10 protein-coding genes are annotated in these 15379 nt (G+C 67.9%); all 10 read left to right on the forward strand.

Features of this window, described 5'->3' with window-relative positions:
• Nucleotides 1–155 precede the first annotated feature (155 nt).
• The 10 genes from ACFWPX_RS32540 (at nt 156) to ftsZ (ending at nt 15301) form a co-directional block, all read left to right on the forward strand.
• On the forward strand, nt 156–1955 hold the full coding sequence (locus ACFWPX_RS32540) for a peptidoglycan D,D-transpeptidase FtsI family protein (RefSeq protein WP_378931983.1): 1800 nt from the start codon (nt 156–158) through the stop codon (nt 1953–1955).
• A gap of 1364 nt (nt 1956–3319) precedes the next feature.
• The gene (locus tag ACFWPX_RS32545; RefSeq protein WP_378931892.1) at nt 3320–4924 is read left to right on the forward strand and encodes a UDP-N-acetylmuramoyl-L-alanyl-D-glutamate--2,6-diaminopimelate ligase; all 1605 of its coding nucleotides are present in this window, start codon (nt 3320–3322) and stop codon (nt 4922–4924) included.
• Nucleotides 4921–6417 carry a UDP-N-acetylmuramoyl-tripeptide--D-alanyl-D-alanine ligase gene (gene murF / locus ACFWPX_RS32550; protein ID WP_378921500.1) on the forward strand — a complete coding sequence of 499 codons (1497 nt, stop codon included), beginning with the start codon at nt 4921–4923 and terminating at the stop codon, nt 6415–6417. The genes ACFWPX_RS32545 and murF overlap by 4 nt, the downstream gene beginning before the upstream one ends.
• Nucleotides 6414–7490 carry a phospho-N-acetylmuramoyl-pentapeptide-transferase gene (gene mraY / locus ACFWPX_RS32555; protein WP_378921502.1) on the forward strand — a complete coding sequence of 359 codons (1077 nt, stop codon included), beginning with the start codon at nt 6414–6416 and terminating at the stop codon, nt 7488–7490. The genes murF and mraY overlap by 4 nt, the downstream gene beginning before the upstream one ends.
• Nucleotides 7491–7540: 50 nt before the next feature.
• The gene (gene murD / locus ACFWPX_RS32560) at nt 7541–8977 is read left to right on the forward strand and encodes a UDP-N-acetylmuramoyl-L-alanine--D-glutamate ligase (protein ID WP_378921582.1); all 1437 of its coding nucleotides are present in this window, start codon (nt 7541–7543) and stop codon (nt 8975–8977) included.
• A 162-nt stretch (nt 8978–9139) separates the two neighbouring features.
• Complete coding sequence (ftsW, locus tag ACFWPX_RS32565) at nt 9140–10513, forward strand: putative lipid II flippase FtsW (protein WP_378921584.1); 1374 nt, start codon at nt 9140–9142, stop codon at nt 10511–10513.
• 55 nt (nt 10514–10568) lie between these two features.
• Nucleotides 10569–11684 (forward strand): undecaprenyldiphospho-muramoylpentapeptide beta-N-acetylglucosaminyltransferase, encoded by a 1116-nt coding sequence (gene murG / locus ACFWPX_RS32570; RefSeq protein ID WP_378931894.1) that lies wholly within the window; start codon nt 10569–10571, stop codon nt 11682–11684.
• Complete coding sequence (murC, locus tag ACFWPX_RS32575) at nt 11681–13195, forward strand: UDP-N-acetylmuramate--L-alanine ligase (protein WP_378921506.1); 1515 nt, start codon at nt 11681–11683, stop codon at nt 13193–13195. Before murG ends, murC begins: the two co-directional genes overlap by 4 nt.
• 8 nt (nt 13196–13203) lie before the next feature.
• Nucleotides 13204–13881: a cell division protein FtsQ/DivIB gene (locus ACFWPX_RS32580; RefSeq protein WP_378921508.1), complete on the forward strand. Its 678-nt coding sequence runs from the start codon at nt 13204–13206 to the stop codon at nt 13879–13881.
• Between the two features lie 160 nt (nt 13882–14041).
• Nucleotides 14042–15301 carry a cell division protein FtsZ gene (gene ftsZ / locus ACFWPX_RS32585; protein ID WP_378931896.1) on the forward strand — a complete coding sequence of 420 codons (1260 nt, stop codon included), beginning with the start codon at nt 14042–14044 and terminating at the stop codon, nt 15299–15301.
• The last annotated feature ends 78 nt before the right edge of the window (nt 15302–15379 follow it).

A 15379-nucleotide genomic window follows, 5' to 3' on the forward strand; every position in this document is an offset into this window, starting at 1 on the left:
GCCGGGGGGCGGCCCCCCCCCCCCCCCCCCCGCGCGGGGTTCTAAAAACACTTTGTGTCCCATCCTCCCCCGCGGGCCCCGCGGCCCCCCCCCCCCCCCGCGGGCCGGTCTCGTCGAGGGCCCGCCGCTCCGGCTCGCTCTCGCCGGACCGGCCGATCCGCCTTCGCCTCGGCGTCGGCCGGGTCACCCTGCTGGCCACCCTGGCGGTGGTCGCGTTGCAGCTGCTCTACATCCAGAGCCTCGCCGCCCCGGCGTTGCAGGCGCAGTCGGCGTCGCAGCGCACCAAGAAGGACACCGAGGCCGCGGTGCGTGGTCCGATCACCGACCGGCACGGCAATCAGCTCGCGTTCACGCTCACCGTGAAAGCCCTGACGTTCCAGCCGGTCACGGTGCGCAAGCAGCTGGCGGAAGCGAAGAAGCTCAAGCCGAGCGCACCGGACCCGGAGCAGCGGCTCGAGGATATCGCGAAGTTCATCCACGAGAAGGTCGGCGCGGCCCCCGGACTGCCCACCGAGCAGGAACTGCTGGACAAGCTGCGCAGCGACAAACTGTTCCACTACCTGGTCAAGAATGTCGATCCGCGCGTGGCGGCCGAGATCACCGCCAAATTCCCGGAGGTCGGCGCCGAGCGACAGGACCTGCGCGAGTATCCCGGTGGCTCACTGGCATCCAATGTCATCGGCGCGATCGGCGGCGACAAACACGGTCAGATGGGGCTGGAATCGGCACTGGACTCGGTGCTCTCGGGTACCGACGGTTCGCGCACCTACGACCAGGGTTCCGACGGCGCGGTGATCCCCGGCAGCTACCGTGACCTGCAGCCCGCGGTGAACGGCTACGGCGTCGAGCTGACGCTCGACGCGGACCTGCAGTACTACGTGCAGCAGCAGGTGCAACAGGCCAAACAGGTCTCCGGCGCGTCCTCGGCCTCGGCGGTGGTGCTCGACGCCAAGACCGGCCAGGTGCTCGCGATGGCCAACGACGGCACCTTCAATCCCGCACTCGGCCCGAATCATTGGGCCTCGGGCAAGATGGGCAACCCGTCGGTCACCGAACCGTTCGAACCCGGCTCGGTCAACAAGATCGTCACCGCGGCGGCCGCCATCGAATACGGCGTGACCACTCCCGACGAGGTGCTGCAGGTGCCCGGCTCGATCCGCATGTCGGGTGTCACCGTGAACGACGCGTGGCAACACGACGTCGCGCCGTACACGACGACCGGCATCTTCGGAAAGTCTTCCAACGTCGGCACTCTCATGCTCGCCCAGCGCGTGGGTGAGGACCGGTTCGCCGACATGATCAACCGGTTCGGGCTCGGCCAGCGCACCGGCGTCGGCCTGCCCGGCGAGAGCAGCGGCCAGGTACCGGCCCGTGACCAGTGGTCCGGTGGTTCCTTCGCGAATCTGCCCATCGGCCAGGGCCTTTCGATGACAACCCTGCAGATGACCGCGATGTATCAGGCCATCGCCAACGACGGCCTGCGGATCCCGCCGCGCATCGTCAAGGCCAAGGTGGCCCCGAACGGCACCCGCACCGAGGAACTGCAGCCCGACGGCGTGCGCGTGGTGAGCCCGCAGACCGCGCACACCCTGCGCGAGATGTTCCAGGCGACCGTGCAGAAGGACCCGATGGGCGTGCAGATGGGCACCGGCGCACCCGCCTCGATCGAGGGATACCAGGTGGCGGGCAAGACCGGCACCGCGCAGAAGGTCGACCCCGCGTGCCGGTGCTATTCGACCTCGTCGTTCTACAGCACGTTCGCCGGGATGGCCCCCGCCGACAACCCCCGCTACGTGATCGGCATGATGCTCGACGCGCCGGTGCGCAGCTCCGACGGCACCGGCGGCGGGTCGGCCGCGCCCCTGTTCCACAGCATCGCCTCCTGGGCCTTGCAGCGCGATCGGGTGCCGCCCTCGCCCGAGCCCAAGCGATTGGTGCTGGAGGCCTCGTCCTGAGTCCGTCCGTCGGCACATCTCGCGTTGGCCTCGGGCCGTACTGCGGCTTGCCCGCAGCGGCTTCGGATGGTGATCGGACCTTGGCGGGCCGACGGCTACCCTGAAGTGCTGCGCTTTGACGGCTGCGAAATGCCTTCTGAGTCATCACCATCGGTTCGTGGTCCTGAAGGTGGTGCCAGGTCCGGTGACAGTCAACTACCACGGACTTCCGGCCGGAGGTGCCGGAAGTGAGCGCCGCGCCGCTACTCGCTCGATGGTCCGGTATGCCGCAACCCCCACCCCGACTGATCGTCGCTGGCAGGGGCAAATTGTTCAGTAGCGAAATGGGATATTATTGCGAATAAGATCGATGGGGGGCAATACCGAAAATTCGATCAAATCGGGGACTGTCGACTTCGGCTATATGCCAACGTAAATTCGGGTCCACGCCGAAGTGGAAGATCGCTGCTGCGTTACGACTGACTACTGTAATCGAGTAGGCGCAATCCAGACGCTGCTATATGACTGTAGGCAATATCTTTAGAGTTTCGATTCTATTATCATGAAGCTCGACTTCGACGCTATTATTTAGCGTAAACACATCGTCGTTCATGGTTTCATGCCCCGGAGTCTATATTGTTTGGCGGAAATCTCTCTATCGTGCGAGCCGCGATGCAAGAAATGACATTTCTGAATTCAGTGTGCTATGAATGCATGACCAGCCCAGGGTTGAATTTCAAGCCAAGTTCGCTGACGTCGTATCTATCGATTTTTCGGGAGCTTTATGGTGGTTGACCAGGGCAGGAGCCACCCTTGGATTGTGAGGCCCCTGCCCGGTCATGACTCTAGGAACCGGTCCTAAGCGGGGCGGTAGCGAGCCATGTAGTAGTAATCCCAACGTACGGGGACGCAGTCTTGGAACTCGATGTATCTTCCCCCTCCTGCGTTCGCTCTGGCTTCAGCAAGGGCGTTATTGCATGCCGCCATGGAACGAAACGGGCCTTGCTTCTCCCAGGCGCCATTTGACGGCAAGGCATTACTGGATCCGACTGTCAGCAATGTAAAAGCCAGCGCTGTAAACGCGACGATCAACGTCCTGTTCATTTTCCCCTCCAAGTGAACCATTGCACTCCCCCCAAGTGGGAGCGGTTGTTAGTCTAGCTGTGGGCCAGGGAGTTTTCAACCATTTGCAGTTCGGGACGCGTGCTGCTACGCGGACGAATTAGTGCGGGCTCACATCGATGGCCGAGCGCGGGGCGGGGTTGCCTTCGAGGTGAGACGGCAGATGCCAGAAGCTACATCGTGGGCGTGGTGTGTCGTGGGCGGGAGCGCGCGCTTCAACCGCTATCGGTAACCTGACTGATCGACTCATCCGACCCGCTCGAATGACCAGAGGGAGCCCCGTGTCCGCGAAGTCCAACCCGCAGGCGCTCCGGCCGAACACGCCGCCGTTGACGCCGCTGCAGGCCGTGCTGGACCTCGCAGGTGCCACGGTCGTCGTGTCCGTATCAGAGGTGAGCGTCACCGGCATCGAGCAACGATCCAACGCGGTGCGCGCCGGTGACCTGTTCGCCGCGCTACCCGGCGCGAACTCGCACGGCGCCCGATTCGCCGCCGACGCGATCGCGAACGGCGCGGTGGCCGTGTTCACCGATGCCGCGGGCGCCGAGCTGATCGGTGACGTCGCGGTACCCGTGCTGGTGCGCGAGCAGCCCCGCGCGGTACTCGGCGAACTCTCCGCCGAGATCTACGGCCGCCCCAGCGATCGGCTGCGCATCGTGGGCATCACCGGCACCTCGGGCAAGACCACCACCTCGTATCTGGTGGAAGCAGGTCTGGCCGCGGCCGGACTGTCCACCGGGCTGATCGGCACCATCGAGACCCGGATCGGCGGGCAGCGGGTGCCGAGCGCGCTCACCACCCCCGAGGCGCCGCAACTGCACGCGATGTTCGCCGCGATGGTGGAGCAGGGCGTCGACGCGGTCGTGATGGAGGTGTCGAGCCACGCGCTCGCGCTGGGCCGGGTCGATGGTGTGCGGTTCGCGGTCGGCGCCTTCACCAATCTCTCCCAGGACCATCTCGACTTCCACGCCGACTTCGAGGACTACTTCGCCGCGAAACGGCGGCTGTTCGACGCGGATTCGCCGGTCGCCGCGCGCACCGCCGTGATCTGCGTCGACGACGAATGGGGCACCCGCCTCGCCGGTGACCTGGTCGATCCGGTCACCGTGTCGACGACCGGCGCGGCCACCTGGCAGGTCAGCGGCGACATCAAAACCACCGGCGGCGAACAGGAATTCACCGCCGCCGGACCCGACGGCGAACTGACGGTCGGCCTGCGCCTGCCCGGCCGCTACAACGTCGCCAACGCGCTCCTGGCCGTCGCCACCTGCGCCGCGGCCGGCGTCGATCCCGCCGTCGCGGCCCCGGCGCTCGCCGTCGTCGACGTGCCAGGCCGGATGCAGCGCGTCGAGCGCGGCCAGGATTTCCTCGCCGTCGTCGACTACGCGCACAAGCCCGCCGCCATCGAATCGGTGGTGACGACCCTGCGTGGCCACCTCACCGAAGCCGGAGCAGGCAGGCTGGCCGTCGTGCTCGGCGCCGGTGGCGACCGTGACGTGGCCAAACGCCCGCTCATGGGCGCCGCGGCGGCCCACGCCGATCTGCTGATCGTCACCGACGACAACCCACGCACCGAGGACCCGGCGGCCATCAGGTCCGCCGTGGTGGCCGGTGCGCACGAACTCCCGGCCACCGACCGCGGCGAGATCCGCGAGATCGGTGACCGCGCGGCGGCCATCACCGCCGCACTCGACTGGGCGCGTTCCGGCGACGTAGTGCTCGTCGCGGGTAAGGGCCACGAGGCGGGGCAGGAGATCAAGGGCGTCAAGCATCCCTTCGACGACCGCGAGGTGGTCGCGGCGGCGCTGGATGCCCTACGGATACGACACAGTCCGCACACGGACTCGGAGGACTTGACGGTTTCATGATCGAGATGACACTGCGGGAGATCGCGGACGTCGTCGGCGGCGAGCTGCACGACGTACCCGACCCCCAGGCACTGGTGACCGGTTCGGTCGAATTCGATTCGCGCCGAATCGGTTCCGGCGATCTGTTCCTCGCCCTGCCCGGCGCGAACTCCGACGGGCACGACTACGCCGCGAAGGCGGTCGCCGCCGGAGCGGTCGCGGTTCTCGCTGCCCGCCCGGTCGGCGTGCCCGCCATTGTCGTGGCACCCAGCCTCGGCGCAGTTCCGGGGACGTCGGTGGCGCTCAGCCACGATGACAGCGTCGGCTCCGGCGCGGCCGTGCTGGCCGCGCTGGCCGAGCTGGCGCGGGTCAGCACCGAGAGGCTGGCCGAGCGCACCGGTCTCACCGTCGTCGGCGTCACCGGGTCCTCCGGCAAGACCTCGACCAAGGATCTGCTGGCCGCCGTGCTGGCGCCGCTGGGTCCGGTCATCGCGCCGCCCGGCTCGTTCAACAGCGAACTCGGCCACCCGTGGACTGCCCTGCGCGCCGGTCTGGACACCAAGTTTCTCGCGCTCGAACTGTCGGCTCGCGGTGTCGGCCACATCGCCGCCGCGGCCCGCATCGCGCCGCCCCGGATCGGCGTCGTACTCAATGTGGGCACCGCCCACCTCGGGGAATTCGGTAGCCGCGAGGCGATCGCGCAAGCCAAGGGCGAGCTCGTCGAAGCACTGCCCGCCGAAGGGCTGGCCGTGCTCAACGCCGACGATCCGAACGTCTCGGCCATGGCATCGCGCACCAAGGCGCGCGTGGTGAAGGTCGGCCTGTCCGGCGACGCCGACATCCGCGCCACCGACGTGATCACCGACGACCAGGCCCGCGCCCACTTCACCCTGCACGTCGCGGGCGAGTCGATCCCGATCCAGCTCGCGGTGCACGGCGAGCACCAGGTCGGCAACGCCCTGGCCGCCGCGGCCGTCGCCCTCGAATGTGGTGCCGATCTGGCGACCGTCGCCCAGGCGCTGTCCGGTGCCACCGCGGCATCCGTGCGCCGGATGGATGTGACGACCACTCCCGCGGGCGTCACCGTTATCAACGACTCCTACAACGCCAACCCCGACTCGGTGCGCGCGGCGCTCAAAGCGCTGGTCACCCTCGCGAAGTCGAGCTCCGAACCCCGGCGCAGCTGGGCGGTGCTCGGTGAGATGGGCGAACTCGGTGACACCTCGGTGATCGAACACGACGCGATCGGACGCCTGGCTGTGCGCCTCGATGTCGACCGGTTGATCGTGGTCGGCACCGGACGACCCTCCCACGGTATGCACCAGGGAGCGGTGATGGAAGGCTCATGGGGCGAGGAATCGATCCTCGTTCCCGATATCGACGCGGCGATCGCGCTGCTCGACGACGAGATCGCCGCAGGCGATGTGGTACTGGTCAAGGCGTCGAAGGCGGTGGGCCTGTGGGCCGTCGCCGAGCACCTGACCGGGGCAGCGGAAGGTAATACAGCTCGATGAGGCAAATTCTGTTCGCGGCGGGGATCGCACTGGCGGTGTCGATCCTGTTGACGCCGTTACTGATCAGGGTCTTCGCCAAACAGGGCTTCGGCCAGGAGATCCGGGTCGACGGCCCGGCCAGTCACCAGGCCAAGCGTGGCACCCCGACCATGGGTGGTGTCGCGATCCTGATCGGCATGTGGGCGGGCTATCTCGGCTCGCACCTTATCGGTATCGGCTACGACGCGGAAGGTCCGACGGCGTCGGGTCTGCTCGTGCTCGGGCTCACCACCGCGCTCGGCATCGTCGGGTTCCTCGACGACTTCATCAAGCTGCGCAAGCAGCGCAATCTCGGGCTCTCGGCCGCGGGCAAGTACATCGGGCAGACGGCTGCGGCGGTCATCTTCGCTGTTCTGGCGCTGCAGTTCCGTAGTCCTGACGGGCTGACTCCGGCCAGCAAGCACCTCTCATACGTGCGCGACTGGAGCACGGTGTCGATGGGTGCAGTCATCTTTGTGATCTGGGTGCTGTTCCTGGTCGTCGCCTGGTCGAATGCGGTGAACCTGACCGACGGGCTCGACGGGCTCGCCGCCGGATCGATGAGCATGCTCCTCGGTGCCTACGTGATCATCACATTCTGGCAGTACGACAAGTCATGCTCCACCAACCCAGGTCCGGGGTGCTACGACGTGCGAGACCCTCTTGACCTGGCGTTGGTCTGCGCTGCGGCGGCCGCCGCGTGCATCGGGTTCCTCTGGTGGAATGCTGCGCCCGCGCGGATCTTCATGGGCGACACCGGTTCGCTGGCGCTCGGCGGCCTGATCGCCGGGCTGTCGATCACCACCCGCACCGAGCTGCTGATGGCCGTGATCGGCGCGCTGTTCGTCGCCGAGGCGGCGTCGGTGATGCTGCAGGTGGCGGTGTACCGCACCACGCGCAATCGGTTGTTCAAGATGGCGCCGTTCCACCATCACTTCGAGTTGAGTAAGTGGGCCGAAACCACGGTGATCATCCGGTTCTGGATTTTGGCGGGCATCTCCGCCGCGGTGGGCCTCGGCCTGTTCTACAGCGAATATCTGTCACAGGTCGGGTGAGTAGAGACATGGTCGAACACTCTCCCCGCGCCCTGCGTTCCCCGGGCCCGATGCTCGAATTCCTGCGTGGCCGCGACGTTCTCGTCGCCGGTTGGGGCGTCTCCGGGCGCTCGCTGATCGAACCGCTGCGCGATATCGGTGCCCACCCCGTTGTCACCGACAACGGTGCCAAGGCACTCGCCGAGGCCGCCGAACTCGGCCTCGAGATCGCCCCGAGCGTCGAACTCGAAAGCGCCGACCTGAGCCGGTTCGCACTGGTGATCACCAGTCCCGGCTGGCGGCCGGATTCGCCGGTGCTGGTCTCCGCGGTCACCGAGGGCGTGCCCGTCTGGGGCGACGTCGAATTCGCCTGGTGGGTCGATCAGGCCCGCATCTACGGGCCGGTCCGCAAGTGGCTGGTGATCACCGGCACCAACGGCAAGACCACCACCACCCAGATGACGCACTCGATCCTGCGTGCCGCCGGCATCTCCAGCGTGGCCTGCGGCAATATCGGCCTGCCGATCCTGGACGCACTGCGCCGCAACCCCGGTCCGCAGGTCCTCGCCGTCGAGCTGTCCTCGTTCCAGCTGCACTGGGCGCCGTCGGTGCGACCCGAGGCCGGTGTCGTGCTCAATGTCGCCGAGGATCACCTGGATTGGCACGGCGGCCTCGATGCCTACGCCGCCGCGAAGGCGCGTGCGCTGACCGGTCGGGTCGGCGTCGTCGGCCTCGACGATCCGGTCGCGGGCGCACTGGCCCGCAAGGCCAAGGCCCGCCGCACGGTCGGTTTCCGCATCGGTGTCCCCGCCGACGGTGAGCTGGGTGTCGTCGACGGCAAGCTCCTCGACCGCGCCTTCACCAAGGCCGCGATCCTCGCCGAGACCAGCGACATCAGCCCGCAGGGCCCCGCAGGCATCGCCGACGCGCTGGCCGCGTCCGCGCTGACCAGGGCCATCGATGTGGCGCCGCAGTTCGTCAAGGAAGGCCTCGCCGAGCACAAGGTGGGCCCGCACCGCACCGCGTTCGTCCGCGAACTGGGCGGTGTCGACTTCATCGACGACTCCAAGGCCACCAACCCGCACGCCGCGCGCGCCGCGATCATGGCGCACCCGCACGTGGTGTGGGTGGCGGGCGGTCTGCTCAAGGGCGCCGGTGTCGACGATCTGATCGAAGAGATCGGTGACCGGCTGGTCGGCGCGGTGCTGTTCGGGGCCGACGCGCCGGTGATCGCCGCCGCGATGGCGCGACACGCACCCGAAGTCCCGGTCATCGAGCTGGACGCGGGAGACGATGCAGACATGGAGTCGTCGAGATCCCAGCGAGCCGAGGCGGTCATGGGCCGCGCGGTGCGCGCCGCGGCGGGCCTGGCTCGTGCCGGAGACACCGTTCTGCTCGCGCCCGCGGCCGCTTCCCTGGATATGTACGACGACTACACCCATCGCGGACGCTGTTTCGTGGATGCGGTGACGGCACTGGAAGATGGTGACATCGGGCGGGCGCTATGACGAAGGCGCGCCCGGCCGACCCGTCACAGCCCAAAAGGGGGCAGCGTGGGTAAGAGCCGGGGCAGCGTGGACAGCAGCCGGGTCGGTAGCCAGGGCAGCACGGGTACCACCCGGCGGGGTTCGGGGCAGCCGAATTGGGCGGGGGAGCGCTTCGGTGCGTGGTTGGCCCGGCCACTGGCGTCGTTTCATCTGATCGTCACCATCGCGACCCTGCTCACCGTGCTCGGTCTGGTGATGGTGCTGTCGGCGTCGAGCGTCGAGGCCTATGCCGGTGGTGGTTCGGCCTACGCGCTGTTCATCCAGCAGGCCATGTTCGCCGCGCTCGGGGCGATCGGCTTCTATGTGGCGTTGCGGCTGCCGCTGCGGCTGTTGCGGCAGTGGTCGTTTCCGATCTTCAGCATCTCGGTGCTCGCGCTGGTGCTGGTGCTCATCCCCGGCATCGGTTCGATGCACGGTGGCGCGCGGCGCTGGTTCGATATCGGCCCGCTGTCCATCCAGCCGTCCGAAGTGGTCAAGGTGACCCTGGTGGTGTGGGGCGCGCACCTGCTCGCCTCGCGGCGCGGCGCGGCGCTCAAGGACATCCTGGTGCCGCTGGTGCCCGCCGGACTGCTGGTGTGCCTGCTGGTGGTGCTCGAACCGAACCTGTCGACCACCATCGCGCTCGGCATCGTGCTGATGGCGCTGCTGTGGTTCGGCGGGCTGCCGGTGCGGTTGTTCGTCGGCATCATGGTGACGGGCATCGTCGCCGCGTCGGTGCTCGCGCTGTCGGCCGGATACCGCTCCGACCGGGTGCGCGCGTTCTTCAACCCCGGTGACGACCCGCAGGGCGCCAACTATCAAGCGCGTCAGGCCAAGTACTCCCTCGCCGACGGCGGCATCTGGGGCCGCGGCCTCGGGCAGAGCCGCGCGAAGTGGAGCTACCTGCCCAACTCGCACAACGACTTCATCTTCGCCATCATCGGCGAGGAGCTCGGCTTCCTCGGCTGCATGCTGGTGCTGGCGCTGCTCGCCCTGTTCGTCTACGCGGGCATCCGCATCGCGCTGCGTTCGGTGGACCCGTTCCTGCGCCTGCTCACCGCCACCGCCACCACCTGGATCACCGCGCAGGCGCTGATCAACATCGGCTATGTCGTCGGGCTGTTGCCGGTGACCGGTCTGCAGTTGCCGTTGGTCTCGGCCGGTGGTTCGTCGCTGGCGATCACGCTGTTCATGTTCGGCATCATCGCCAGCGCCGCCCGGCACGAACCGGAGGCGGTATCGGCGCTGAAGGCAGGCCAGGACGGCAGGCTCAGCAGGCTCCTTCGGCTGCCGGTGCCAGAGGTGTACACCCCGCCCGCGCCCCGAAAAGTCGCGCCGCGTCCCCGAACCGAACGCCCACGTCAGGCCCCACGTCGCCAGCCGCCCGCCGATCGCAGGCGACGCGCGCCGGAAAGCCGCGGCACGAGTTCGCTACGGTCGACAAGGGCATGGGAGCCGACCTACCCGATGCCACACCGCCCGGTGAAACGGCGGACCGGCGGAGGCGGCGGAGCATGATCACGCATGCCTTCGCGAGATCGATTCGATACGACAGAGAACGAGGTAGATCCAGGTGAGTAACCCGCGATCCGGGTTGTCGGTGATCGTCGCAGGCGGAGGAACCGCAGGCCACATCGAACCCGCGCTGGCTGTCGCCGACGCGCTGCGCAGACTCGACGACTCGATCCGGGTGACCGCCTTGGGTACCGAGCGTGGACTCGAGACGAAACTGGTGCCCGAACGCGGGTACCCCCTCGAGCTGATCCCGCCGGTGCCGTTGCCGCGCAAGCCCTCCGCCGACCTGTTGCGGCTGCCCGGCCGGGTGCTCGCCTCGGTCAAGGCGACCAGGGCGGTGATCGACGACGTGCAGGCCGACGTGATCATCGGCTTCGGTGGTTACGTCGCACTGCCGGCGTACCTCGCCGCTCGCGGCGGGCTGTTCGGCCGCAAGCGCAAGGTGCCGGTGATCGTGCACGAGGCCAACGCGAAGGCCGGTATCGCCAACAAGGTCGGCGCGAAACTCGCCGCCAAAGTGCTCGCCGCCGTTCCGGACTCGGGACTGGCAGGCGCACAGGTCGTCGGTATTCCGGTCCGCGCCTCCATCACCGAACTCGACCGTCCCGCGCTGCGAGCACAGGCACGCGCGCACTTCGGTCTGCCCGCCGAGGGGCCGGTGCTGCTGGTGTTCGGTGGTTCGCAGGGTGCGCGCAGCCTCAACGAGGCCGTCTCCGGTGCCGCACCACAACTCGCGGCCGCTGGCGTCTCGGTGCTGCACGCGCACGGCCCGAAGAACAGCGTCGAGGTGAGCACCGCCGACGCGCCCGCACCGTATGTGGCGGTGCCCTACCTGTCGCGGATGGACTTGGCCTACGCCGCCGCCGACGCGGTGGTGTGCCGATCCGGTGCGATGACCGTGGCCGAGGTGTCGGCGGTCGGACTGCCCGCCTGCTACGTGCCGCTGCCGCACGGCAACGGCGAACAGGAATTCAACGCCCGACCGGTGGTCGCGCAAGGTGGTGGCACAATTGTGGCCGACGCCGAGCTGACCCCGAAATACGTGATCGATGAGGTGATTCCGCTGCTGCTCGACCACGCTCGACTCGCGCAGATGAGCCGCGCCGCCGCAGGCGCAGGCCATCGCGATGCTGCCGACACGGTGGCCAGGATCGTCACCGAGGTCGCCCGATGAGCGAGCGGGAACAGGAGATCGGGGAGTCCACCGGCGCGGCCCTGCCACCCGAACTCGAACGCGTGCACATGGTCGGCATCGGCGGTGCGGGCATGTCCGGTATCGCGCGCATCCTGCTCTCGCGCGGCGGCAAGGTCTCCGGTTCCGATGCCCGCGAGAGCCGCGGTGTGCTGTCGCTGCGGGCCCGCGGCGCCGAGGTGCGCATCGGCCACGCCGCCGACGCACTCGACCTGCTGCCCGGAGGCCCGACGGTCGTCGTCACCACCTACGCGGCCATCCCGAAGACCAATCCGGAACTGGTCGAAGCGAATCGGCGCGACATCCCCGTGCTGATGCGCCCGACCGTGCTCGCCGCGCTGATGCGCGGGCACAAGACCCTGCTGGTCTCGGGCACTCACGGCAAGACCTCGACCACCTCGATGCTGATCGTCACGCTGCAGCACTGCGGCGCCGATCCGTCGTTCGCGGTGGGCGGTGAGCTCAACGAGGCGGGCACCAACGCCCACCACGGCAGCGGTGACATCTTCGTCGCCGAGGCCGACGAGTCCGACGGCTCACTGCTGCAATATGACCCCGACGTCGCCGTGGTCACCAATATCGAATCCGACCACCTCGACTATTTCGGCACCGACGAGGCCTACATCCAGGTCTTCGACGACTTCGCCGACCGGCTCGCCCCCGGCGGTCTGCTGGTGGTGTGCCTCGACGATCCCGGTTCGCTCGCGCTGGCCCAGCGGGTCGCACCGCGCATGTCCGAGCGCGGGATCTCGGTCCTCGGCTACGGATCGGGCGATCTCACCGATGCCCCAGTGCCCGTCGGCGCGCGGCTGCTCGACTGGCAACCGCGTGACGTCGGCGGCATCGTCGAGTTCCTGCTCGACGGCGAAACCACCGCGCGTTCGTTGCGACTGTCGGTACCGGGCAGGCACATGGCGCTCAACGCGCTGGCGGCGCTGCTGGCCGCCCGCGCCACCGGCGCCGATATCGACGAGATCGTGCAGGGCCTGGAGGGATTCGGCGGCGTGCATCGCCGGTTCCAGTTCACCGGCCGGGAAAACGGTGTGCGCGTCTTCGACGATTACGCCCACCACCCCACCGAGGTCCGCGCCGTGCTCGAGGCCGCCGCGCAGCTCGTCGCCCAGGAGGCGCGCGACGGCGCCCGCCTTCAGCGCGGCCGGGTGATCGTGGTGTTCCAGCCGCATCTGTACAGCCGCACCGCCACTTTCGCCACGGAGTTCGGCACCGCGCTGAGCCTGGCCGACGAGGTGGTCGTACTCGATGTCTACGGCGCCCGTGAAGATCCGCTGCCCGGCGTCAACGGCGCGCTGGTCGCCCAGTCGGTGACCGAACCCGTGCACTACCAGCCGGATATGTCCAAGGTCGGCAAGCAGGTCGCCGGGCTCGCGGGCGACGGTGACGTGGTGATCACCATGGGCGCAGGCGATGTCACCATGCTCGGCAGCCAGATCCTCGACGGCCTGCGGGCCAGGCCGCAGCAGGGCGGCCGGTGAGATTGCCGATGCCCGCCGCACGCGGGTGGCACGGCTACCGCCTCTGGACGGTGGTCGGGGTGGTCGTGGTGAGCCTGCTGGTGGCAGTGGCCTGGTTCACCCCGGCGCTGTCGGTGCGCACCGTGCGCATCGACGGCCTGTCGGCGGTGCCGGAAACCGATGTGCGCGAGCGGCTCGAAATTCCGAACGGCCGCTCTATGTTACGGATCGATACCACCGCGATCGCCCAGCGCGTGGCCGCGATCCCGAAGGTTCGCTCGGTCCGGGTGCAGCGTAAATTCCCCTCGACAGTGCTGGTCACCGTCGTGGAGCGAACACCGGTGGTGTACTTCGAGGCACCGGACGGCGCCCACCTGATCGACGCCGAGAGCGTCGAATTCGCGATCGAGCCCGAACTGCCCATCGGGGTGCCGAAACTGCTCACCGAGGGCTCGTTCACCGGGCCCGCGGCGGCCAGGGCGGCGGTGGATGTGCTGGTCACCCTGCCGCCCGCCTTGTCGGTGCAGGTGGGTGAGGTTGTCGCACGGTCGATTTCGGACGTCTCGCTGAGCCTGCGCGATGGCAGGAAGGTAGTGTGGGGCGGCACGGGCGACGGCGAGCGCAAAGCTGCCGTCGTGTTGCCGCTACTGACCCGTGAGGGGACCGTGTTCGACGTTTCGAGTCCGAATCTGGTCACGGTAAAGTGAGCGACATTCTTTGTGGCACAAGATTCTGGCTCTCATCACGGCGCGCCTGCGCCGGGATCGCAGTGGCTGCGAATAGCGTTCCGCAGCAGTCGGATACTTGACATAACGCCAACCCTATGGTTGAGGTTGAGGGTTTAAGATCGAAGGAAGGCGAGAGCCCATGACGCCCCCGCACAACTACCTTGCAGTGATCAAGGTCGTCGGTATCGGCGGCGGCGGCGTGAACGCCGTCAACCGAATGATCGAACAGGGACTCAAGGGAGTCGAGTTCATCGCGGTCAATACCGACGCGCAAGCCCTGCTGATGAGCGATGCCGACGTCAAGCTCGATGTCGGCCGCGAACTCACCCGCGGACTCGGAGCCGGAGCCGATCCGGAAGTCGGTCGCAAGGCCGCCGAGGACCACAAGGACGAGATCGAAGAGGTGCTCAAGGGCGCCGACATGGTCTTCGTCACGGCAGGCGAGGGTGGTGGCACCGGTACCGGTGGCGCTCCCGTCGTCGCCAGCATCGCCCGCAAGTTGGGGGCCCTGACTATAGGGGTCGTCACCCGGCCGTTCTCCTTCGAAGGAAAACGGCGCGGGAACCAGGCCGAAGTAGGGATCAACCTGCTTCGCGAGTCGTGCGACACCCTCATCGTCATTCCGAACGACCGGCTGCTGCAGCTGGGCGACGCGGCGGTGAGTCTGATGGACGCCTTCCGCTCCGCGGATGAGGTGCTGCTCAACGGTGTTCAGGGTATTACCGACCTGATCACCACCCCCGGTTTGATCAACGTCGACTTCGCCGACGTCAAGAGCGTGATGTCGGGTGCCGGATCGGCACTCATGGGCATCGGCTCGGCGCGTGGCGAGGGTCGTTCGGTGAAGGCTGCCGAGACAGCGATCAACTCGCCGCTGCTCGAGGCCTCCATGGACGGCGCGCACGGCGTGCTGCTCTCGATCGCGGGCGGTTCCGATCTGGGCCTGTTCGAGATCAACGAGGCGGCCTCGCTGGTGCAGGAGGCGGCCCACATCGAGGCCAACATCATCTTCGGTACGGTCATCGACGATTCGCTCGGCGACGAGGTGCGCGTCACCGTCATCGCCGCGGGTTTCGACGGTGGCGGCCCGTCGCGGCGCAGTTCCGAGTCCAGCGCGGCCACGACGAGCCGGACCGGGGCGAACCCGATCGGTTCCGGCCGCGCCGGCGAGATCGGCCAGGGACGCACGTCCGACGCGCCCTCGCGTCCCATCGAGCCCGCTACGGCCGGGGTGTCCAGTAGCCGGGCCGCGGCGCCGAACTACCGCGATACCGAGCGATACCGGGAGTCGGAGCGTCAGCGGGTCACCGAGGCGGCCATGAACCGCGTCAACAACCCGGAAGTTCGCGAAGGCGACGATGACGACGAGATCAACGTCCCGGACTTCATGCGCCGATAAAGCATTCGCCCGTGCGACAGCGCCCGAACTCCCTTCGAGTTCGGGCGCTGTCGCGTTGCCGGGAAGTGGTGCGAAACG

It is taken from the genome of Nocardia sp. NPDC058518 (genome assembly GCF_042719655.1).
GTDB lineage: Bacteria > Actinomycetota > Actinomycetes > Mycobacteriales > Mycobacteriaceae > Nocardia.

Coding starts and splice junctions, on each gene's coding strand:
- murD (WP_378921582.1), top strand. CDS start 7,541: ATGCTCGAATTCCTGCGTGGCCGCGACGTTCTCGTCGCCGGTTGGGGC.
- ACFWPX_RS32545 (WP_378931892.1), top strand. CDS start 3,320: ATGACCAGAGGGAGCCCCGTGTCCGCGAAGTCCAACCCGCAGGCGCTC.
- murC (WP_378921506.1), top strand. CDS start 11,681: ATGAGCGAGCGGGAACAGGAGATCGGGGAGTCCACCGGCGCGGCCCTG.
- murF (WP_378921500.1), top strand. CDS start 4,921: ATGATCGAGATGACACTGCGGGAGATCGCGGACGTCGTCGGCGGCGAG.
- ftsZ (WP_378931896.1), top strand. CDS start 14,042: ATGACGCCCCCGCACAACTACCTTGCAGTGATCAAGGTCGTCGGTATC.
- ACFWPX_RS32580 (WP_378921508.1), top strand. CDS start 13,204: ATGCCCGCCGCACGCGGGTGGCACGGCTACCGCCTCTGGACGGTGGTC.
- mraY (WP_378921502.1), top strand. CDS start 6,414: ATGAGGCAAATTCTGTTCGCGGCGGGGATCGCACTGGCGGTGTCGATC.